Source organism: Yoonia sp. I 8.24 (assembly GCF_022096995.1).
Lineage (GTDB): Bacteria > Pseudomonadota > Alphaproteobacteria > Rhodobacterales > Rhodobacteraceae > Yoonia.
The window spans coordinates 360,300-378,882 of record NZ_JACXGQ010000002.1; the positions used below are offsets into that span (position 1 = coordinate 360,300).

20 protein-coding genes and 1 riboswitch are annotated in these 18,583 nt (G+C 54.3%); of the genes, 17 read left to right on the top strand and 3 right to left on the bottom strand.

What is annotated here, in order from left to right; all coding sequences use genetic code 11:
* Positions 1 to 65: 65 nt before the first annotated feature.
* Positions 66 to 560 carry a hypothetical protein gene (locus Yoon_RS04760; RefSeq protein WP_238110607.1) on the top strand — a complete coding sequence of 165 codons (495 nt, stop codon included), beginning with the start codon at positions 66 to 68 and terminating at the stop codon, positions 558 to 560.
* 59 nt (positions 561 to 619) lie between these two features.
* Positions 620 to 1,078 carry a tRNA (cytidine(34)-2'-O)-methyltransferase gene (locus Yoon_RS04765; protein ID WP_370642109.1) on the top strand — a complete coding sequence of 153 codons (459 nt, stop codon included), beginning with the start codon at positions 620 to 622 and terminating at the stop codon, positions 1,076 to 1,078.
* Positions 1,079 to 1,270: 192 nt separating this feature from the next.
* Here Yoon_RS04765 and Yoon_RS04770 read toward each other — a convergent pair whose 3' ends face one another.
* Together Yoon_RS04770 and fabA are read right to left on the bottom strand one after the other, a co-directional pair.
* A complete protein-coding gene (locus Yoon_RS04770) occupies positions 1,271 to 1,804 on the bottom strand; it encodes a peptidoglycan-binding domain-containing protein (RefSeq protein WP_238110609.1) in 534 nt (177 codons plus the stop codon).
* 285 nt (positions 1,805 to 2,089) lie between these two features.
* Positions 2,090 to 2,599: a bifunctional 3-hydroxydecanoyl-ACP dehydratase/trans-2-decenoyl-ACP isomerase gene (fabA, locus tag Yoon_RS04775; RefSeq protein WP_238110610.1), complete on the bottom strand. Its 510-nt coding sequence runs from the start codon at positions 2,597 to 2,599 to the stop codon at positions 2,090 to 2,092.
* A gap of 147 nt (positions 2,600 to 2,746) precedes the next feature.
* Here fabA and irrA point away from each other — a divergent pair, with 147 nt between their 5' ends.
* The 3 genes from irrA to Yoon_RS04790 all read left to right on the top strand — a co-directional run bounded on the left by irrA (position 2,747) and on the right by Yoon_RS04790 (position 4,571).
* Positions 2,747 to 3,163, top strand: coding sequence for an iron response transcriptional regulator IrrA (gene irrA, locus Yoon_RS04780; RefSeq protein ID WP_238110611.1), 417 nt, complete (start codon positions 2,747 to 2,749; stop codon positions 3,161 to 3,163).
* Between the two features lie 78 nt (positions 3,164 to 3,241).
* Entirely contained in the window at positions 3,242 to 3,955 is a 714-nt protein-coding gene (locus Yoon_RS04785) for a hypothetical protein (RefSeq protein WP_238110612.1), read from the top strand.
* Between the two features lie 70 nt (positions 3,956 to 4,025).
* Complete coding sequence (locus Yoon_RS04790; protein ID WP_238110614.1) at positions 4,026 to 4,571, top strand: transposase; 546 nt, start codon at positions 4,026 to 4,028, stop codon at positions 4,569 to 4,571.
* On the opposite strand, the gene Yoon_RS04795 is transcribed toward Yoon_RS04790, so the two are convergent.
* The gene (locus Yoon_RS04795) at positions 4,510 to 5,373 is read right to left on the bottom strand and encodes a hypothetical protein (RefSeq protein ID WP_238110616.1); all 864 of its coding nucleotides are present in this window, start codon (positions 5,371 to 5,373) and stop codon (positions 4,510 to 4,512) included. The genes Yoon_RS04790 and Yoon_RS04795 overlap by 62 nt on opposite strands.
* A gap of 112 nt (positions 5,374 to 5,485) precedes the next feature.
* Between Yoon_RS04795 and miaB the strand changes: the two genes are divergently transcribed.
* The 12 genes from miaB (at position 5,486) to Yoon_RS04855 (ending at position 18,558) form a co-directional block, all read left to right on the top strand.
* On the top strand, positions 5,486 to 6,793 hold the full coding sequence (gene miaB / locus Yoon_RS04800; RefSeq protein ID WP_238110618.1) for a tRNA (N6-isopentenyl adenosine(37)-C2)-methylthiotransferase MiaB: 1,308 nt from the start codon (positions 5,486 to 5,488) through the stop codon (positions 6,791 to 6,793).
* Between the two features lie 168 nt (positions 6,794 to 6,961).
* Positions 6,962 to 7,975 carry a PhoH family protein gene (locus Yoon_RS04805; RefSeq protein ID WP_238110620.1) on the top strand — a complete coding sequence of 338 codons (1,014 nt, stop codon included), beginning with the start codon at positions 6,962 to 6,964 and terminating at the stop codon, positions 7,973 to 7,975.
* Positions 7,972 to 8,463, top strand: a complete 492-nt coding sequence (gene ybeY, locus Yoon_RS04810) for an rRNA maturation RNase YbeY (protein ID WP_238110622.1) — start codon at positions 7,972 to 7,974, stop codon at positions 8,461 to 8,463. The genes Yoon_RS04805 and ybeY overlap by 4 nt, the downstream gene beginning before the upstream one ends.
* 30 nt (positions 8,464 to 8,493) lie before the next feature.
* On the top strand, positions 8,494 to 9,381 hold the full coding sequence (locus tag Yoon_RS04815; RefSeq protein WP_238110624.1) for a hemolysin family protein: 888 nt from the start codon (positions 8,494 to 8,496) through the stop codon (positions 9,379 to 9,381).
* 46 nt (positions 9,382 to 9,427) lie between these two features.
* Complete coding sequence (lnt, locus tag Yoon_RS04820) at positions 9,428 to 10,867, top strand: apolipoprotein N-acyltransferase (RefSeq protein WP_238110625.1); 1,440 nt, start codon at positions 9,428 to 9,430, stop codon at positions 10,865 to 10,867.
* Positions 10,868 to 10,900: 33 nt separating this feature from the next.
* A riboswitch (SAM-SAH riboswitch) is annotated at positions 10,901 to 10,948 on the top strand.
* Between the two features lie 6 nt (positions 10,949 to 10,954).
* On the top strand, positions 10,955 to 12,136 hold the full coding sequence (gene metK, locus Yoon_RS04825) for a methionine adenosyltransferase (RefSeq protein ID WP_238110626.1): 1,182 nt from the start codon (positions 10,955 to 10,957) through the stop codon (positions 12,134 to 12,136).
* Between the two features lie 678 nt (positions 12,137 to 12,814).
* The gene (locus Yoon_RS04830; RefSeq protein ID WP_238110628.1) at positions 12,815 to 13,555 is read left to right on the top strand and encodes a hypothetical protein; all 741 of its coding nucleotides are present in this window, start codon (positions 12,815 to 12,817) and stop codon (positions 13,553 to 13,555) included.
* 297 nt (positions 13,556 to 13,852) lie between these two features.
* Positions 13,853 to 14,506, top strand: coding sequence for a hypothetical protein (locus tag Yoon_RS04835; protein WP_238110631.1), 654 nt, complete (start codon positions 13,853 to 13,855; stop codon positions 14,504 to 14,506).
* A 40-nt stretch (positions 14,507 to 14,546) separates the two neighbouring features.
* Positions 14,547 to 15,260: a tRNA (guanosine(46)-N7)-methyltransferase TrmB gene (gene trmB, locus Yoon_RS04840; protein WP_238110632.1), complete on the top strand. Its 714-nt coding sequence runs from the start codon at positions 14,547 to 14,549 to the stop codon at positions 15,258 to 15,260.
* A gap of 58 nt (positions 15,261 to 15,318) precedes the next feature.
* Positions 15,319 to 16,671, top strand: a complete 1,353-nt coding sequence (gene aroA / locus Yoon_RS04845) for a 3-phosphoshikimate 1-carboxyvinyltransferase (protein WP_238110634.1) — start codon at positions 15,319 to 15,321, stop codon at positions 16,669 to 16,671.
* The gene (locus Yoon_RS04850) at positions 16,668 to 17,282 is read left to right on the top strand and encodes a d(CMP) kinase (RefSeq protein WP_238110636.1); all 615 of its coding nucleotides are present in this window, start codon (positions 16,668 to 16,670) and stop codon (positions 17,280 to 17,282) included. The genes aroA and Yoon_RS04850 overlap by 4 nt, the downstream gene beginning before the upstream one ends.
* 355 nt (positions 17,283 to 17,637) lie before the next feature.
* Positions 17,638 to 18,558 carry a type IV pili methyl-accepting chemotaxis transducer N-terminal domain-containing protein gene (locus Yoon_RS04855; RefSeq protein ID WP_238110976.1) on the top strand — a complete coding sequence of 307 codons (921 nt, stop codon included), beginning with the start codon at positions 17,638 to 17,640 and terminating at the stop codon, positions 18,556 to 18,558.
* Positions 18,559 to 18,583 lie beyond the last annotated feature (25 nt).

Consider the following 18,583-nt stretch of genomic DNA (forward strand, 5'->3'; position numbering starts at 1 on the left):
GCGTCACCCCCTATCATTCCGCGCCGCTTAGCTTAAGGGAGGGTGGGATTAACGGAGACCGAAAAATGGAAAATTCACAAAGCCTGCCAGAGCTGATTGTCGCGGCGCAGGCCGATGCTAAGATCTTTGAAGATCGTATCGGGGCTGCCCAAAACGGGACCGAAGCCCAAACCGCAGATCTACGCGCAGCAACGGCAGCACTTGAATTGGCCGCAGTCGATGCCTTTACCTTGTTCGAGGCGCGCATGCAGCACCATTTCAAGCGCGGACCATTTTCGCGCAAACTTAAGGCCGCGCTGTTGGATGCCAAACATCCTGATCTCGCGGACCGTATTCACAAACACTATCTTGCGGTGAACGTGCTGAAGCACGGCACAGGCGCAAGCTACCGCGAATTGCTTGCTGCCAAAGTCACACCGTTTACGGTTATTCCGGTCGCAGACGTCGTGGTCGATGAAAACCGCAAAACATCTGGATTGATTGATGTCAGTACACCGGGCTTTTTCGACGGATTGGCGAACGCGCTGCTTGAGGCGTACGCATTCCTTGAAGGCCGATAATACACATTTTCACAATATTTCCGTTATGAAAGCCGATTGATCCGATGTCCGACCCGCACATGAAAATTGTTTTAGTGACGCCCGAAATTCCATACAATACGGGCGCTATCGGGCGGACATGTGTTGCGCTGAACCTCGAGCTGATCTTGATCAAACCTTACGGGTTCTCGCTTGATGAAAAAGCGGTGCGGCGGGCGGGAACAGATTATTGGAAACACGTCAACCTGACCGAGTATGACACTTGGCAAAGCTTTATGGATGCGCGTAACCCGCGCCCCGAAAGCATGTTCTTTTTTGAAGAACACGGCGCGCAAACTGTCTATAGCGCTGATTATCAAGAAGATGGGTATTTGGTGTTTGGCTGTGAATCCGCGGGGCTACCTCCCGAGATACTCACCGGTATGGAAGACCGCACGCTGAGCCTGCCAATGCTCGATAAACGGGTGCGGTCCCTCAACCTCGCAAACGTTGCGACAGCCGTGATCTATCAAGCAATGCGGACACAGCTGGGCGGGTGAAGGTCGCTACGAACTTTATTCCTAAACATGCTGCGAATGCTAGCTGGCGTAGCTACGCCAAAAACCTCCAACAACCGCGTGAGTTTTGAACGGGGTTTTTTGACACCATTGCTGCGATCCGCCTAAGGTCCGGTTCGAGCCCAGAGCCACGGATGCTACGTGGTATTTGGATGTCCACTTTCTAAGAATAAACTACCAGTTTTCGTAACACATTTGGTCACGAAAGCAGATTTCGATCGCCGTCATTGTCCGCGCGTCAAAGGTACCGTCAGCTTCACCGGTCAACGTTCCTAAATGTTGCAAGTCTTTCTGTATTGAAGCAATAATTGGCGGCGAACTCTCAGTTAGAATTCTTTCCATATCACCCAAGGCTAATTCAATTTGAGATGTTTCCAGATAGAAAACCGTCCGGTTCAAAAGCGCGGAAAGAGTTCCCATCCAAAACTCTCCTCCTTTTGCTTGCTCAGTACGTACCACCGCTTCATTTAGGTCATTCAGTGCTTCGTCAATGCGCCCCATTTGCATGTAAAGTGATGCCCTCTCTTGAAGAGCTAGTTCGGTTGGATCGTCAATTAACAGGGCGGCATTACATGCAGCCAGACGGTTTTCGAACGTCGATGATTGATCGCTACATGGCTCAATCGCAATCCAAATATCATCCGAATTTTGTGCAGACGTCAGGGTGGCAATGAATGTTAGGCAGAGACCAAGAAGCAAGAGTTTCATTGAATAGAACCTATTTATTTTTGATTTATGATGGCGTCGTAGCACAAATGGGTCTGAAGGTTGAGTCGCCCTTAAGCGGTCGTTCAAACTGTTCTGCCGGAGCGTCGCTTCGTCCGCACCGCATACCTCCGACACCCTGTCAAAAACGACCGTTTCTGGAACGCGCCCCCGAAATATGACAATCATAGATTTGAAATGGAATACAGTATTGCCCGGATAATGTGCTTTCGCGTATTCCCGAGCGCGCTTCACGCCGATCGTTTAAATCGGCGTGAAGCCCAGTCTTTAACTCTCAGACAGTGCGACTTTCATGTCTTTGACTTGATAGATCACTTCGCCGTCGGCTTCGACGATACCGTCGGCGACGCCCATTGTCAGGCGGCGGGTTTGGATCGCTTTGGTAAAGTCGATTTTATAGGTTAGCATTTTGCGCTCGGGGCGGACCATGCCGGTCAGCTTAACTTCGCCCACGCCAAGTGCGTATCCGCGCCCCTGCCAGCCGCGCCAGCCAAGGTTAAATCCGGTCAACTGCCATAGGCCGTCAAGCCCCAAGCAGCCGGGCATGATCGGGTTGCCGGGGAAGTGGCAATCAAAGAACCACAGGTCAGGTGTGATGTCGAATTCGGCGACGATATGCCCTTTGCCATGCGCGCCGCCATCGCCGGATACTTCGGTGATACGGTCCATCATCAGCATCGGCGGGGCGGGAAGTTGCGCGTTTCCGGGGCCAAATAATTCGCCGCGGGCGCATTTCAGCAGGTCGTCTTTGTCAAAACTCGTGGGGTAATCGGCCATTTGTCTGGTCTCATTGTTGTCTGCTTCGTTAGGCAACCTTTATCACTTGGAGCTTTGTAAGGGCAAGTCAGACCACTGAATGTCGAATTTCCATTGTGAAACATGATATTTCAGTCCTATATAGGGGGCAGCAAGAAGCAGGCAGCCATGACAGATATCACTATTCAGCGCAGCACAGACTGGCTTTCGGGGGCGGGATTGCGCCCAACGCGGCAACGGATGACGCTTGCCAACCTATTGGTTGGCGATGGGCAGGACCGCCACGTGACTGCTGAAAGCCTGTTTGATGCGGCTTCTACTGCAGGCGAAAAAGTATCATTGGCGACGGTTTACAACACGCTGCGCGCGTTTTGTGATGTTGGATTGATGCGCGAAATCACGGTTGACGGTGCTAAAAGCTATTTCGATACCAATATGACCGACCACCCACATTTTTATTGGGAAGACACAGGGCATTTGACCGATGCACCGGCTGAGCAGCTGGAAATCGCGCGGGTGCCGCATGCGCCAGACGGTGCTGAAATCGCATCCGTGGATGTTGTGATCCGGCTACGCCGCAAATAGGGGCAGCTTTCGTCACGCTTGCGTGTTTGATCAAGCTCTCGCATAGATACTATAATTTTTTAGATGAAAGTTATTGGTATGCCGCATGAACAACACAGAGACATGGTGCAATCTTATCACCGGGTGCGCACGGCGCTGGGGCTGCTGGGCATGGGTTTGCCGCTGGTGCTAATCATGGGCGGGCTATTTGATGTGCGGCACCTTGAACCCTCGATCAGCGATTTTTATCACACGACTTACCGAGATATTTTTGTGGGAACGCTCTGCGCCATTGGAGTCTTTCTGATCTGCTACCGCGGCTATGGGCGGCGGTCAGGCGATATGATCGACGATGATTGGCTGGGTACGGTCGCTGGGGTCTCGGCTTTTGGTGTGGCGCTGTTTCCGAATGAAAGCCCTACCGCCGAGATCGCGACAATGACCCAACAGATGGTCGGCATTAGCATCAGCCCGATGTTTCACTATACGTCCGCGCTGGTATTTTTTAGCTGTTTGGCAGTGTTCTGCCTGAATAAATTTACGCGCACAGCAAAACCGGCACGCAAGCGGATTTACCTATTTTGCGGCTGGGTTATCGTGGCCTCGTTGGTTGGGATCGCTGTTGCCTCTGCGGTAAAAATACTTGGCAGTGGCGCGCCAAAGGCAGCCGTGGTTAGCTATAATCTGGTGTTCTGGTTCGAAGCGATTGGGATTTGGGCGTTTGGCCTGTCATGGCTCGTCAAGGGGAAAGCCGATATCGCATTGGTAAAATTGGCGCGTCAAAAGGTGCAGCGACCGACAACCGGCGCTTAGGCGGTGGTGGATCAAGATCCACCCTACGGATTTCACCTAAACTTAACCAATACCGTGCCAATGTCGGGCGATGTCAAGTTATCGCAGACGCTATGTGCCCGGTGGCACCTATTTCTTTTCTGTCCAGTTGCGTGACGCAGGTTCCACGCTATTGGTCGATCGGATCGATCTTTTGCGAAGCGTAACCAGTCTTTGCATGCAGCGCTGGCCGTTTGAGATCAATGCGGCAGTAATCTTGCCAAACAAGCTGCATATGATTTGGACGTTACCGCCCGACGACGCCGACTATTCCAAACGTTGGCGATTGATAAAATCGACCTTTTCGCGCCATTGCCCGGCCCCCGCCAAACAGCCGCAGTCCAAATTATGCCCCGGTGAGAAAGGTATCTGGCAGCGCCGATTTTGGGAGCATGTGATCCGAGATCAGACGGATTACGACTTGCATGATCATCTTATCATCACTGCCCCTGTAACCGCTGGGCTAGTCGATAAGCCATCTGATTGGCCCTATGCGTCGATTTGCAAACGTAGGGTGGATCTTGATCCACGCGGGGCTAGAACCATTGCCCCGGTTCAATCAAGCCTAAATCCAAAAGCTGTTGTGATGACCAGCTAAAGCTTTCGGATTGTGCTCCGTGAAATGTATCAATCACGTGCCTGCTGCCGGGATTGCGGCGAAGCGCCTTTGCCGTTCGAAAAGAGGCAGTCGCGACCGTCAGGTTATTGTGCCAAGGGCAAGAGACCGTGTTGTGCTCTGGCTCTGAAAAAGACCCGTCCGCGGCCATTTGCAACCCTGGCACCGTGCGGTACAGCGAGCCCCGATCAAGTCGCTGTCGCGCTTTGGCAATATGCTCTTCGAACCGCCACCGCAGACCGCCGTGGATGTTCATTTGGCGCTCTTGCGCATTCCCTTCGTCGTCTTGGCGGGCCAAGGCAAAATACCCGCTGCGGTCAAAATAGGCGGCTTGCGGGGCGACCGCAGTGGGCGTTTGCGTCAGGTCGCGCGCGTAAAGATCGATGGTGTAGGACATCACGCTGTCGCGGCGCTCTTCTGTCATGAAGGTCAGTAATTCGCCAATACTGCGGGTTTCGCAGAAGGGAAACATCAGGTATTCGGCGTTATAGCAGTAATATATCCACTGTTCCGGTGCGGCTTTGATGATTGCGTTGTTTATCTTCGCAAGCGCGCCCTCGGCGGTGACATCAAAATCGACCCGGTGGACATTCGCGGCCAGATCATCGGGTATTTGAACGTCGAGCGGACAAAAGAGCACCAATTGTCGAAACCCGAGCTTAAGGTGATGGGTGATTGTACCCGCGATCTCAATGTCATCTTCAACGAGGATCAAGGCAATTGGCCCGCGCGCCAACGTCGTTTTTGCGTCTGAAATCAGGGAAGGGAGGTCGGGGTAGTGCATCAATCGCCTGTCCGGATAGGGTCGGGGTAAACTGTGCCAAATCGCCCCGCATTGCAAGCAATCGGCCAAGCCGCTATGACGCGTCTAAACCACCCCTATCCAAGGCCTGCACATGTCCGCGCCCAAGAAGCTATTTATCAAGACCTACGGCTGCCAGATGAACGTCTATGACAGCGAACGCATGGCCGAAGCGCTGGGCGGCAAAGGTTATGTAGAAACCAAGACCCCCGAAGACGCAGATATGATTCTGCTTAATACCTGCCACATCCGCGAAAAAGCGGCGGAAAAGGTCTATTCTGAATTGGGGCGTATGAAGCCGCTGAAGGCTGAAAACCCCAATCTGAAAATCGGGATCGCAGGCTGCGTTGCGCAGGCCGAGGGCGAAGAAATCATGCGCCGCGCGCCAATGGTGGATTTGGTCGTCGGTCCGCAAAGCTATCACCGTCTGCCAGCGATGGATGATGCGGTGCAGACCGGGGCCAAGGCGCTTGATACCGATTTCCCCGACGATGATAAATTCGACACGCTCAAGGCGCGTAGCAAAGCCAAGCGCGGCCCGACGGCGTTTTTGACGGTGCAGGAAGGCTGCGACAAGTTCTGCGCCTTTTGCGTGGTTCCCTATACACGCGGCGCCGAAGTATCGCGCGCCTCTGACCGGATTATCCGCGAAGCACAAGAATTAGTCGCATCGGGCGTGCGCGAAATCACGCTGCTGGGTCAAAACGTGAATGCCTATCATGGGCACGCAGGTGGTTTGGCCGGTTTGATTTGGGACCTTGATAAGGTTGATGGTCTGGAACGTATTCGTTTTACCACAAGCCACCCCAACGACATGGATGATGCGCTGATTGATGCGCATGGCACGTGTGAAAAGCTGATGCCTTACCTGCATTTACCCGTGCAATCTGGCTCTGACCGTATCCTGAAGGCAATGAACCGCAAACACACTGCCGAAAGCTATTTGCGTCTGATCGAACGGATTCGCGCTGCCCGTCCGGATTTGCTGTTGTCAGGTGATTTCATCGTCGGTTTCCCCGGTGAGACGGATGAAGATTTCGAAGATACGATGCAGCTGGTGCGCGATGTACATTACGGGCAGGCCTATTCATTCAAATATTCCACCCGCCCCGGCACCCCGGCCGCCGAAAAACCACAGCTCCCTGAAGACGTGATGAATGAACGTTTGCAGCGTTTGCAAGGTTTGCTGCGCGAACAACAACAGGCGACACAAGCCTCCATGATTGGCCGTGAAGTCAACGTCTTGTTCGAAAAGTCAGGCCGTGAAGCCGGACAAATGATCGGTAAATCCGAATACCTACACGCCGTCTTCGCCGAGGCCCCGCTTGATGTGATCGGCACCGTGCGTAAGGTCAAGATCGTTGATGACGCGGCGAATTCGCTCAAAGGTGAGCTGCTTTAACTCGGCGATCCTGACGGATCTTAAACTGCGGCGAATTTACCAAATATGTGCAAATATTCGCTTAGGCCCACCTTTTTGATGTCATTCACGTGACAACCTTTGATCTGTTCTTGCACCCACAGCATTCCCTTGCCAAGCTGGATTTATACCGATTCAAAGGAGAGCCATTTGGCCACTGGAGCACCGACCCTCGCCGACGATATTGTCACCGAAGTTACGCTAGAATTTCCTGACAACTTTTTATTGATTGACCTTTGCGGCGAATTTGACCGCAATTTGACGACCATAGAAAACAGTTTGGGTGTGCAGATCCTGCGCCGCGGTAACCAGCTTGATGTGTTGGGCGGTAGTGCCGCGCGCGAGACCGCACAAGAGGTGCTCAAATCGCTTTATGGGCGGCTTGAGGCTGGGCGCAGTTTGGATCCCGGTGATATTGACCGCGAATTGCGCATGGGTCCGGAAACGATCCGTGGTCCCGCAGGGCCAACTGAGCAAACGGAAATGTTCAAAGGTGAAAATGCGCGGGTTGAGATTAAGACGCGCAAGAAACTGATTGAACCGCGCACCGATGCGCAAAAGGCTTATGTCAAATCACTGTTCGACAAAGAGCTGGCCTTTGGCATCGGCCCCGCCGGGACAGGCAAAACCTATCTGGCTGTGGCTGTCGGTGTGAATATGCTGATTTCTGGGCATGTTGATAAGATCATTCTATCGCGACCTGCCGTCGAAGCAGGTGAAAAACTTGGGTATCTGCCGGGTGATATGAAAGACAAAGTCGATCCTTATATGCAGCCGCTTTATGATGCGCTGAATGACTTTTTACCGGGCAAACAGGCCGCAAAAATGATGGAGGAAAAGGTGATCGAAATCGCACCTTTGGCCTTTATGCGTGGACGGACATTGTCGAACGCCTTTGTTGTGCTTGACGAAGCCCAGAACGCCACGACCATGCAGATGAAGATGTTCCTGACCCGCCTTGGCGAAGGTTCACGCATGGTGATCACCGGCGACCGCACACAGATCGATTTGCCGCGTGGGGTTAGCTCTGGACTGCGAGATGCTGAACGACTGCTGACACATATTCCGAAGGTCAGCTTTAACTATTTCACCTCTAAAGACGTCGTGCGCCACCCGCTGGTTGCTGCAATCATTGAAGCTTACGAGGCCGACGAGGCGTCGTGACAATAGACTGTATTATCGAAGACACGCGTTGGGATGGGATCGATGCTCTCGCGACGCGCGCTAGTGACGCCGCTTTGGTGCATTTGGGTTATAATCCTGATGCGTTTGAGATCAGCCTGCTGGCGTGTGACGACGCACGGATTGCCGTTCTGAACGCTGACTTTCGCGATAAAGAAACGGCGACCAATGTACTCAGCTGGCCCTCTGATGAGCGCGGCGCAGAAGTGGACGGCGACACGCCCGACGCACCCGATTTACCGATGGATACAGAGCTGGGCGATATCGCGATTGCCTTTGAAACCTGCACCCGCGAGGCGCAAGAGGCGGGCAAGTCGATGCAGGATCATACCCTTCATTTACTTGTGCATGGGACGTTGCATTTGCTCGGCTATGATCACGAACGTGACAAAGACGCCACCTTGATGGAACGATTAGAGGTCGAGATACTTGGCAAACTGGGTGTTTGTGACCCATATAGGGAAGATTAGGGCGATTTTGCCCGCATAGGTAAGGACGAAATGGGCGACTCCAACGACGGTCCATCTATCGCAGCGCAAAGCGCGCAAATGGATCAAAACGTGACGGCTCCAGGGTTTTGGACCCGGCTGCGCTATGTTTTTCAGCCACAGGCGATGCCCGAGGTGCACGATGATGCGCCAAACGAGGTCAGCTATACACCACAATCTGTGTTGGGAATGTTGAACCTGCGGCGCAAGCGGGTCGAAGATGTTGCCGTTCCCAAAACCGACATTGTCGCCGTTCCATTGGGCATTTCCAAAGATGATTTGGTCAAAGTGTTTCGTGACAGCGGGCTGACGCGATTGCCGCTTTATGACGGGACATTGGACACGCCTGTCGGCATCGTGAACCTTAAGGACTTTGCGCTGCGTCACGGCTTCAACGGGGAGACCCCTGAATTGGATCTGCGCGAAACCGCGCGGCCGCTGCTGTTTGTCCCGCCGTCAATGCCATTGGGTGTTCTGCTGCAAAAAATGCAGGCTGAACGCATTCATATGGCGCTTGTGATTGACGAATACGGTGGCACGGATGGGCTGGTCACAATCGAAGATCTGATCGAACAGGTCGTCGGCGACATCGAAGATGAACACGATATCCACGAAGCCAAAAGCTGGCTCATGGAAAAACCGGGTGTCTATATGGCGCAGGCCCGCACAGAGCTCGAAGATTTCGAGGCCGAGATTGGCATGAAACTGACAGCCCACGAAGAGATCGATGAAGAAGAAATTGACACGCTTGGTGGTCTTGTGACGATGTTATCAGGGCATTTGCCCGCGCGTGGCGAAGTGATCGTGCATCCTGACGGCCCTGAATTCGAAGTCGTCGATGCGGACCCACGCCGGATCAAACGCTTGCGTGTGCGCCTGCCGAACGCCCAGGACGCCTAGCGTGCGCCTGGGCTTTGCGCGCCTACCGCGCTGGGCAAGATTTTGCATGTTGGCGCTGGGCGGTGCAGTCGCCGGGCTTGGTCAAGCCCCACAGGATCTGTGGTTTCTGACGATCTTGGCCTTGGCCGCGCTGTTTTTGGTGCTGGACCAAAACTCGCGCAGCGCCGCGTTTCAAGTCTGGGCGTTTGGGGTCGGCTATTTTGCCGTGTCCTTGCGCTGGATAATTGAGCCGTTTTTGGTCGATGCCGCCAACCATGGCTGGATGGCCCCATTTGCGATCACATCCATGGCCGCAGGGGCGGCACTATTTTGGGGCGGTTTTGCCTATATTGGGGCACGCGTTGCGCCGCGCGCGGTTGGCGGCATCGCACTTGCGCTTGTCTGGGCGGAGCTGGCACGCGCGCATGTGCTTACCGGATTTCCTTGGGCGTTGTTGGGCCACATTTGGGTGCCGACACCACTTGCGCAATTGGCTGCTATTGGTGGCCCGCATCTATTAACCCTGTTCACGATTGGCGCGGCATGGGCCGTTTACGCGCTGTTTGGGCAAGTGCGGATCGCTGGTGGGGGGATGCTATTGGGTTTGATTGGATTGGGCGCTTGGGCCGTGCCTTCGCCGTTCGAACCTGCCGATGCAAATGCGCCCATAGTGCGGCTGGTCCAGCCAAATGCGCCGCAGGACCAGAAATGGGACCCTGCGTATCGTGACGTGTTTTTAAACCGCATGATCACGATGACCGGGCAGGGCGCGCGCCCCGATCTGATTGTCTGGCCGGAAACGGCGGTGCCGTACCTGCTGAATTATGTACATGGGGATCTCGTGCTGATGGCTGAGGCCGCGCGCGGTGCGCCCTTGGTCTTTGGTATTCAGCGACGGAGCGAAAACCTGCATTACCACAACAGCCTTGTTGTGATGGGGCAGGGTGGGACGCTGCGCAGTACCTATGACAAACGCCATCTTGTGCCATTTGGGGAATACATCCCCGGTGGTGATTTGCTTGGACAATTTGGCATTCGTGGGCTGGCGGCAAGCGACGGGGCGGGGTTTGCCGCGGGAACCGCGCCGCCGCGTATCAACCTGCCGGGGATCGGCGACGCGATTCCGCTGATCTGCTACGAAGGCATTTTTGCCGAAGAAATCGGCGATGGTGGCGCGCGTCCGCGTTTGCTGCTTTTGATCACAAATGATGCATGGTTCGGGGAGGCCGCTGGTCCCTATCAGCACCTTGCGCAGGCGCGGTTACGCGCCATTGAACAAGGGCTACCGATGGTGCGGGTCGCCAATACCGGTGTGAGCGCGATGATTGATCCTTTTGGGCGGATCATCGCGTCACTGCCGTTGAACAGCGACGGTGCGCTTGATGTCGCGCTGCCAACAACGGGGGCAGCAACCCTTTACAGTCGTTTCAGCGACTGGCTGTTGTTTGGCATACTCATGTTGTTAACGTTGGGTTGTTATCTGACGCAAAGGCGCGATAGCGATTGACCTCACCTGAGGCGGGGCATAGACCCGACGCTAGTACTGCCACAACGGCTTCCTGACGTGGCGGATATATTCAATGGAGCACTTCTCATGGCACGAAAAAACTACACCTTCACTTCGGAATCCGTTTCCGAGGGGCACCCGGATAAGGTGTGCGACCGCATTTCTGATGCAATTCTAGACGCGTTTTTGGCGGAAGAACCTGAGGCGCGGGTTGCTTGCGAAACATTTGCAACGACAAACCGTGTCGTGATTGGCGGCGAAGTTGGGCTGACAGATCAGTCAAAGCTGAAAGATTATATGGGCCGCGTCGAAGATATCGCGCGCGCCTGCATCAAAGACATCGGCTATGAGCAGGACAAATTTCACCACGCCACCTGCAAGATCACCAACCTCTTGCATGAACAATCCGCGCATATCGCCCAGGGTGTTGATGCCGCCGTCGACAAAGACGAAGGTGCTGGTGATCAGGGTATCATGTTTGGCTACGCGACAACCGAAACCGATGCATTGATGCCTGCGCCGATCCAATACGCCCATGCGATGCTGCGCCGTTTGGCCGAGGTGCGTAAATCTGGCGAACAGCCAACGTTGCGCCCGGACGCCAAAAGCCAAGTTTCCGTGCGCTACGAAGACGGCAAACCGGTTGAGGTCACATCAATCGTGCTGTCCACGCAGCACCGCGACGAAGATCAATCAAGCGACGATATCCGCGCAATCGTAGAGCCCTACATCCGCGAGGTACTGCCCGCTGGTTTCATCACGCCGAAAACCGAATGGTGGGTGAACCCAACAGGTAAATTTGTCATCGGTGGCCCTGATGGGGATGCCGGACTAACCGGGCGCAAAATCATCGTGGATACTTACGGTGGTGCCGCCCCACATGGTGGTGGCGCATTTTCAGGTAAAGACCCGACAAAGGTTGACCGCTCTGCCGCTTATGCCGCGCGTTATTTGGCGAAAAACGTGGTCGCTTCGGGCATGGCGGATCGCTGCACGATCCAACTCTCTTATGCGATTGGTGTCGCCAAGCCGCTGTCGATCTATGCTGATACCCATGGCACAGGCGAGGTGGCTCCTGCGGAGATCGAGCGCGCCATCGCGCAGGTCATGGACTTGACACCGCGCGGGATCCGGCAACACCTGAGCTTGAACAAACCGATCTTTGAACGCACAGCGGCTTACGGTCACTTTGGCCGGGCGCCAGACGCGGACGGTGGGTTTAGCTGGGAACGCACCGATTTGGTCGAGGCGCTAAAACGCGCTGTCTAAACCTACGCGGCGCTAGACAAAAAAGTGCCGTCGCGAAAAGGAAGTGCTGCTGATCATATGCTTGCAAGGGCGCGATCAGCGGCACTTTATACCCGCTGATCCAAAAATATAAGGTATGATTGCGCTTCAAGTATCATCCATGCACCAAGGTCCGGGCTAATACTTGAAGCGCAATCGTACCTTAATTAAGTCGGGACAAGCGGAGGATCGCTCTTCACCCGATTTGGACAACAAAGCCTGTGACAGAGATCGCTTAAAGCTCTAGCCTTAAAACAAAATACGTCCATCATTGTCGTGACAGTGTATTTTGACTTCGTGCCAATTTTGGCGAGACGAAGCTGTAATCGTTACTAAATTTTTTGAATAGATAGTGCATAGGGAAACAATGAAAATTTTAAAATATAGCTCACTTACATTCTGCATCGCCGCAATATTGGCTCTGCCCGTATCGGCCCAGCAACAACGACAGTGCCCCGCCCCCGTGATTGACGGCACTTGGACCATAGACCAAGTGTCGGGAGGCCTTGTCGATGTTTTCACCCAACACATGGTCAACTGAGGATACCAACGCCGCCATCAAACGAAAGGGGCTTTGGAGAAGTCAAAATCAATGGATGCAATAACTCGAACTTCACTTTCGAATTTCACGCCCCAAACATTGGCCTGATATCGGCAGAGATGTCACCAGCAGATTGGACAAGCGAAGATGGTGCAATCTACACTGGATCAGCCGCCGTAGCGAACTATGGGACGATGAACTGGGAATGGATTATTGGTAACTCCCATCAGGCCACCGGAATGAACAATCTGGTTGTCCCCGCTCTTCCCAATGGGGGTACAGTAGAGTTTCAAGTCTTTTTGCAATCTATAGAACCACTCGCGGAACGCACCAAGTATGAATGCACCTGCAAGGACAATCTTGCAGATTGGATAGCCGAACAAACGGCTGCGGCTGAAAAATTCCGAAGCGCTTATGCAAACCCCGAATATTATGACCGTCCGGATGGTGTCGCTGAAGAGCATTGGGACGCGATTGTTTACGACGATGTTATCGCCTTGATGATCGGCCAAGATATGACCCATGAAGAGGCCGTGAAAACCGCTGTTGAATCGCACTTTCCCAACGGTGAAAAGGTGGTCGATAGCGAGTCTGCTGGTTTAGACACTGGCACACTCACTGCAGCAGAAACCGATACTGAGACGTGTGTGATAACATATACCGATGCGCATAGGGCTTCCTGTTACCCGGGCCTCGAACACGAAGTGACTGTAGTACACGAAGCTGTACACCGTAGAGCATGCTTTGCTCGGGGGATTGTAGGTAGTCATTCTATCGCCGATGAAGGGCAGGAAGAGGCAAAAGCCTATCAAGCCGAGATAGATTTTCTGAACAACTTTATAGAAGATAATTGCCAATAGTCGTTGACCATTCATCTTACTGAACTGATCCCAATTGGCTTGCTTTTTCTAGTGGCACCGCGACACGACGAAGATTCAAACGCCCTTTTGGTCGTACTTCGTTTCTCTACCAATAGTAGTGCGGAAACTCCATAAAGCGGACATTGGTGCAGCCGCCGTGAACGGCAGGAAAGCCCCGCATACCGCCGTTTCGAAACAAGATACCCTCGCGGGGCCGTTCTGTCGTTTTTTCTAACCTAAGGGGTTGAGGATTCTGCGCGAATACAGTTCAAATCAAGCAAGTCTTGGGAGAGTGCTATGAAATTGTTTCGCGTTTTTGTTGTCATATGCCTGGGGGCTTCTGGCCCCGTCATGGCCCAAAAACTACCGGTGAGTGATGATGCGCCGATTGGTAAGTTCTTTGTCGATGGCACGACGCTTGTTTACAATACAAACAACGTGCCGCCAGACCAGTATGCCGAAATGGACAGCACTGACGTCGAGGGGTTCTCTGATATCTTGGCTGAGCACCCAAACACAAAGCTGCTGCGGCTGACCAGTACGGGCGGCTCTGTTTGGGCGGGCGAACAAATGGCGCGGATCGCGATGGATTATCGTTTGGATACGCGCGTCTCGGGCGAATGTAGCAGCGCTTGTGTGACCCTGTTTCTGGCTGGCGAAAGCCGCGAAATGGACCGCGGCAGTGCGATCGGATTTCATCAAAACGCGTGGAACGCGGATGGGTTGCGTGAATATTATAAATATTGGCATCTCGATGAAAACTGGGACAATCCATTTGATTTTGGGCAATGGCTTTACCGCGATGTACAGACCGAGATGCATAACCAGCTCTCTTATCTGGTCGCACGCGGTGTTGACCCAGTGTTTGCGATCGAAACAAAGCGCGAGCGGTCAAACATGTGGTATCCGACCCGCCGCCAACTTGAAGAGGCAGGCGTATTGCGCGACTGAACCAATTGCGCAGCGCGCGGCGGCTTGCTATGGCAGCGCCATGGAAAACGACAGACACCCTTCGGGCGCCCCGTGGCGCAATTTCTATGGCCGTTTTCGGGGCAAGACGATCCGTAGTAGCCAGCAAGACTATCTTGAAAACGATCTGATCCCGCTGTCGCCCGGCGCGATCAGCTGGGAAGAAAACCCGGACCGCGATCCGCTTGATCTGAATGCGGTGTTTCCGGGGAAAGATATCTGGCTTGAGATCGGCTTTGGCGGCGGTGAACATCTGGTTCATATGGCACAAACTTACCCCGATATCGGGTTGATTGGCTGCGAGCCGTTTATCAACGGCGTGGCGATGCTGTTGGGCAAAATTCGTAAGGCGGATGTCGACAATCTGCGCGTCCATCCGGGCGATGTGCGGGATCTGTTTGACGTCTTGCCTGACAATAGCCTGAGCAAAGTTTTCCTGAACTATCCAGACCCTTGGCCAAAGAAACGACATCACCGCCGTCGCTTTGTGACGCCAGAACATTTGGCCCCGCTGCACCGCGTGATGAAACCGGGTGCAGAATTGCGCGTTGCGACGGATATCAAAGACTATGTGCGCCAAACGCTTGAAGAGGTCCCGCCGCAAGGGTTCGAATGGCTGGCCAAAGGGCCCGCAGATTGGCGCGATCCCTGGGGCGATTGGATTTCGACCCGCTACGAGCAAAAAGCCCTGCGCGAAGGGCGTACCCCCCATTACCTGACTTTCCGGCGGATCTGACATAGACCCTGTTGCGGCCCTGCGGTAAACCGCCCCTTGAAGAATAAAGGAATACACTATGTCCGGCCACGGTACCCCCATTCCCATGACATCCCGCCCTTGCGGCCCGTTAAAGGGTGAGGCCAATGTGCCCGGCGATAAGTCCATTTCGCACCGCTCGTTGATTTTGGGGGCGTTGTCCGTCGGTGAAACACGGGTGACGGGACTGCTGGAAGGCGAGGATGTGCTGGACACAGCCAAGGCGATGCGTGCTTTTGGGGCGACAGTGACAGATCACGGCGGCGGTGAATGGTCAGTTCAGGGCGTTGGCGTTGGCGGTTTTGCAGAGCCCGAGAATGTGATTGATTGCGGCAATTCAGGCACCGGCGTGCGCTTGATCATGGGCGCAATGGCGACATCCCCGATCACCGTGACATTCACCGGCGATGCGTCGTTGAACGGGCGTCCGATGGGGCGTGTGACTGACCCGCTTGCACTGTTTGGGACACAAACCGTTGGTCGCGAAGGCGGACGCCTGCCAATGACGCTTGTTGGGGCCGTTGATCCGGTGCCAGTGCGTTACACTGTGCCTGTCCCCTCTGCGCAGGTGAAATCGGCTGTTCTGCTCGCAGGGCTGAATGCGCCGGGTCAAACCGTTGTCATCGAAAAAGAAGCGACGCGCGACCACACGGAACGCATGTTGCAAGGGTTTGGCGCGACATTGACGGTTGAAGACACCGCAGAAGGCCGTGTGATTACCTTGGATGGGCAGCCTGAATTGCGGGGGCAAACCATTGTTGTGCCGCGCGACCCGTCGTCGGCGGCTTTCCCGGTCTGTGCTGCGATCATTACGCCCGGTTCTGACGTACTGGTCCCCAATATTGGGTTGAACCCGACCCGCGCCGGGCTGTTCACGACGCTGATCGAGATGGGCGCGGACCTGACTTATGAAAACATGCGCGAAGAAGGCGGCGAACCGGTTGCCGATTTGCGCGCGAAATATTCCCCTGATCTCAAAGGGATCGCAGTGCCGCCCGCCCGTGCCGCGAGCATGATCGACGAATATCCCGTGCTTTCGGTGGTTGCGTCCTTTGCGCAAGGCGTCACTGATATGCAGGGTGTCAAGGAATTGCGCGTCAAAGAAAGCGACCGGATCGACGCGATGGCCAAAGGTCTGCGCGCCGCTGGCGTCACCGTCGATGAAGGCCCCGATTGGTGGAAAGTTACCGGGCTAGGGCACGGCAATGTACCCGGTGGGGTGACGGTGGCCAGCGTGTTGGATCACCGGATTGCAATGGCCTTTATGGTGATGGGGATGGCGACGCAAAAGCCGATGTCCGTCGATGATGGATCGCCTATTGCGACATCATTCCCGATTTTTGAGCCGCTGATGGCGGGGCTTGGCGCGCAAGTCGTGCGCGCAAACGCATGATCATTACCGTCGCTATAGACGGGCCTGCCGCCGCAGGCAAAGGCACGATTAGCAAGGCCGTCGCTGCGCATTTCGGCTTTGCACATCTTGATACCGGGCTTTTGTACCGTGCCGTGGGGGCTAAGGTGCGTGCTGGCGCTGATCCAGTTGCGGCGGCGCAGATGCTTGATCCGCGTGATCTGGAAGACGACGGCCTGCGCACCCCAGCCGCCGCACAGGCCGCAAGCGAAATCGCTGTGATCGCTGAGGTGCGCAGCGCGCTTGTCGCGTTTCAGCGCAACTTTGCGGCTCGTGATGGCGGGGCTGTTTTGGATGGGCGCGATATCGGCACAGTGATTTGCCCAGATGCGCCTGTGAAGCTCTTTGTGACGGCCTCAGCAGAATGCCGGGCCGAGCGACGCTTCAACGAACTGGTGGGTAAGGGTATGGAAATCACCCTTGACCAGGTACTGGCAGATGTCAAAATCCGTGATGCACGTGATCGTAACCGTGCGGAAGCACCGCTGGTCGCAGCAGATGATGCGGTAGAAATTGACACGTCAGATATGACGATTGAGCAGGCCATCGCTGCGGCAATTGAAGCTGTGCGGTCGGCATTGGGTATTTGTTAATTTGCACGGGTGTATGGTTCGGGGCTCGCAAATCGGCCTCATAGAACCGCGCGTGTGCGGCACTTACTTTAAACACATGCTCTTCCTTGGATTGTGTTTTATGCTGATGGGTAGTAAAGATTTTTTAGCGCACAATAAGCGGTCATTCGGTCGATTTGGCGCATAAATAACGGTCAAGTTTGTGAGCTTTTGCGTTTTCTGGAATTTGACATAAATCAAACATATTCATAACTATAAGCTGTTTTGAGGATTCCCGCGAATGCGTGAGACTCCGATGTAAAACCGAACGAACCGAATGTCATATGGCGCACCGACCGCGCAGTCATTCCCTAAAAATAAAGACAGAAAGTTGATTATGATTCCTAAGTGCCTGAAATTTGCGTTTCTACTTACAGCTGCATATCCGGCAACTATCGTGCCCAGCATCGCGCTCAGCCAGAGCGCCCCAGTCATCGAGGAAAATGCGGAGCAACGAATCAATTTTTCCGGAAAATTGCGGATGTTGTCACAGCGGGTTCCATCGGCGGCATGCCACTTTTCGCGCGGTATTGATGTAGAGGGATCGGCGGCCTTGCTGGTGGCGGCAACGGAAGAGTTTGAAAAAATCCTGACCGGGCTTGAATTCGGGGACGCCGATCTGAACATTCAACTACCTGAAACGAATGGTCAGACACTGACACTTATCGCGGAGCTGCGCACCTTGTGGGAGCCGCTGAGAACGGCTGCCGAAGCAGTCGCGAACGGCACAGCGACCGAGGCGGAGCGCAATTATGTGCTGAATGAAAACTTGCCCGTGTTGCGTGCGGCCCAATTGTTGGTTGAACGGCTCGTGCAACAATATTCCAACCCGAATGCGACAACATTTGCAGCTTTGGTTTTGGTCGACATTTCGGGGCGGCAGCGCATGCTGACGCAAAAAATGTCCAAAGAATCTTGTATTCTAGAGGGTGATTTCGAAACGACCGTGACTGTCGCAGACCTTGAAACAACGATGCGGATTTTTGAAAACTCGCTGGATGCATTGCAATACGGATTGCCTGTCGTAGGGGTGCTCCCGCCACCAAATGATACGATCTCAACAGGTCTGGGTGGGGTGCAGGATGATTGGAACGGCGCAAAACCTTATGTGACAGAGGTTTTGGCGGGCAATTCGCTGGACCTTGATGATAACACAGTGAAATTCCAGCAATTGAATGTCACGATGGCCAATATGAACACGGTCGTCGGCATGTACGTTGACGCCGCCGCGACACTGGTGCCGCTCGACAATATGTAATGCCAATTGAACACGGTGAATGGCG

Coding starts and splice junctions, on each gene's coding strand:
- Yoon_RS04760 (WP_238110607.1), top strand. CDS start 66: ATGGAAAATTCACAAAGCCTGCCAGAGCTGATTGTCGCGGCGCAGGCC.
- Yoon_RS04765 (WP_370642109.1), top strand. CDS start 620: ATGAAAATTGTTTTAGTGACGCCCGAAATTCCATACAATACGGGCGCT.
- Yoon_RS04770 (WP_238110609.1), bottom strand. CDS start 1,804: ATGAAACTCTTGCTTCTTGGTCTCTGCCTAACATTCATTGCCACCCTG.
- fabA (WP_238110610.1), bottom strand. CDS start 2,599: ATGGCCGATTACCCCACGAGTTTTGACAAAGACGACCTGCTGAAATGC.
- irrA (WP_238110611.1), top strand. CDS start 2,747: ATGACAGATATCACTATTCAGCGCAGCACAGACTGGCTTTCGGGGGCG.
- Yoon_RS04785 (WP_238110612.1), top strand. CDS start 3,242: ATGCCGCATGAACAACACAGAGACATGGTGCAATCTTATCACCGGGTG.
- Yoon_RS04790 (WP_238110614.1), top strand. CDS start 4,026: ATGTCAAGTTATCGCAGACGCTATGTGCCCGGTGGCACCTATTTCTTT.
- Yoon_RS04795 (WP_238110616.1), bottom strand. CDS start 5,373: ATGCACTACCCCGACCTCCCTTCCCTGATTTCAGACGCAAAAACGACG.
- miaB (WP_238110618.1), top strand. CDS start 5,486: ATGTCCGCGCCCAAGAAGCTATTTATCAAGACCTACGGCTGCCAGATG.
- Yoon_RS04815 (WP_238110624.1), top strand. CDS start 8,494: ATGGGCGACTCCAACGACGGTCCATCTATCGCAGCGCAAAGCGCGCAA.
- lnt (WP_238110625.1), top strand. CDS start 9,428: ATGTTGGCGCTGGGCGGTGCAGTCGCCGGGCTTGGTCAAGCCCCACAG.
- metK (WP_238110626.1), top strand. CDS start 10,955: ATGGCACGAAAAAACTACACCTTCACTTCGGAATCCGTTTCCGAGGGG.
- Yoon_RS04830 (WP_238110628.1), top strand. CDS start 12,815: ATGTCACCAGCAGATTGGACAAGCGAAGATGGTGCAATCTACACTGGA.
- Yoon_RS04835 (WP_238110631.1), top strand. CDS start 13,853: ATGAAATTGTTTCGCGTTTTTGTTGTCATATGCCTGGGGGCTTCTGGC.
- trmB (WP_238110632.1), top strand. CDS start 14,547: ATGGAAAACGACAGACACCCTTCGGGCGCCCCGTGGCGCAATTTCTAT.
- aroA (WP_238110634.1), top strand. CDS start 15,319: ATGTCCGGCCACGGTACCCCCATTCCCATGACATCCCGCCCTTGCGGC.
- Yoon_RS04850 (WP_238110636.1), top strand. CDS start 16,668: ATGATCATTACCGTCGCTATAGACGGGCCTGCCGCCGCAGGCAAAGGC.
- Yoon_RS04855 (WP_238110976.1), top strand. CDS start 17,638: ATGATTCCTAAGTGCCTGAAATTTGCGTTTCTACTTACAGCTGCATAT.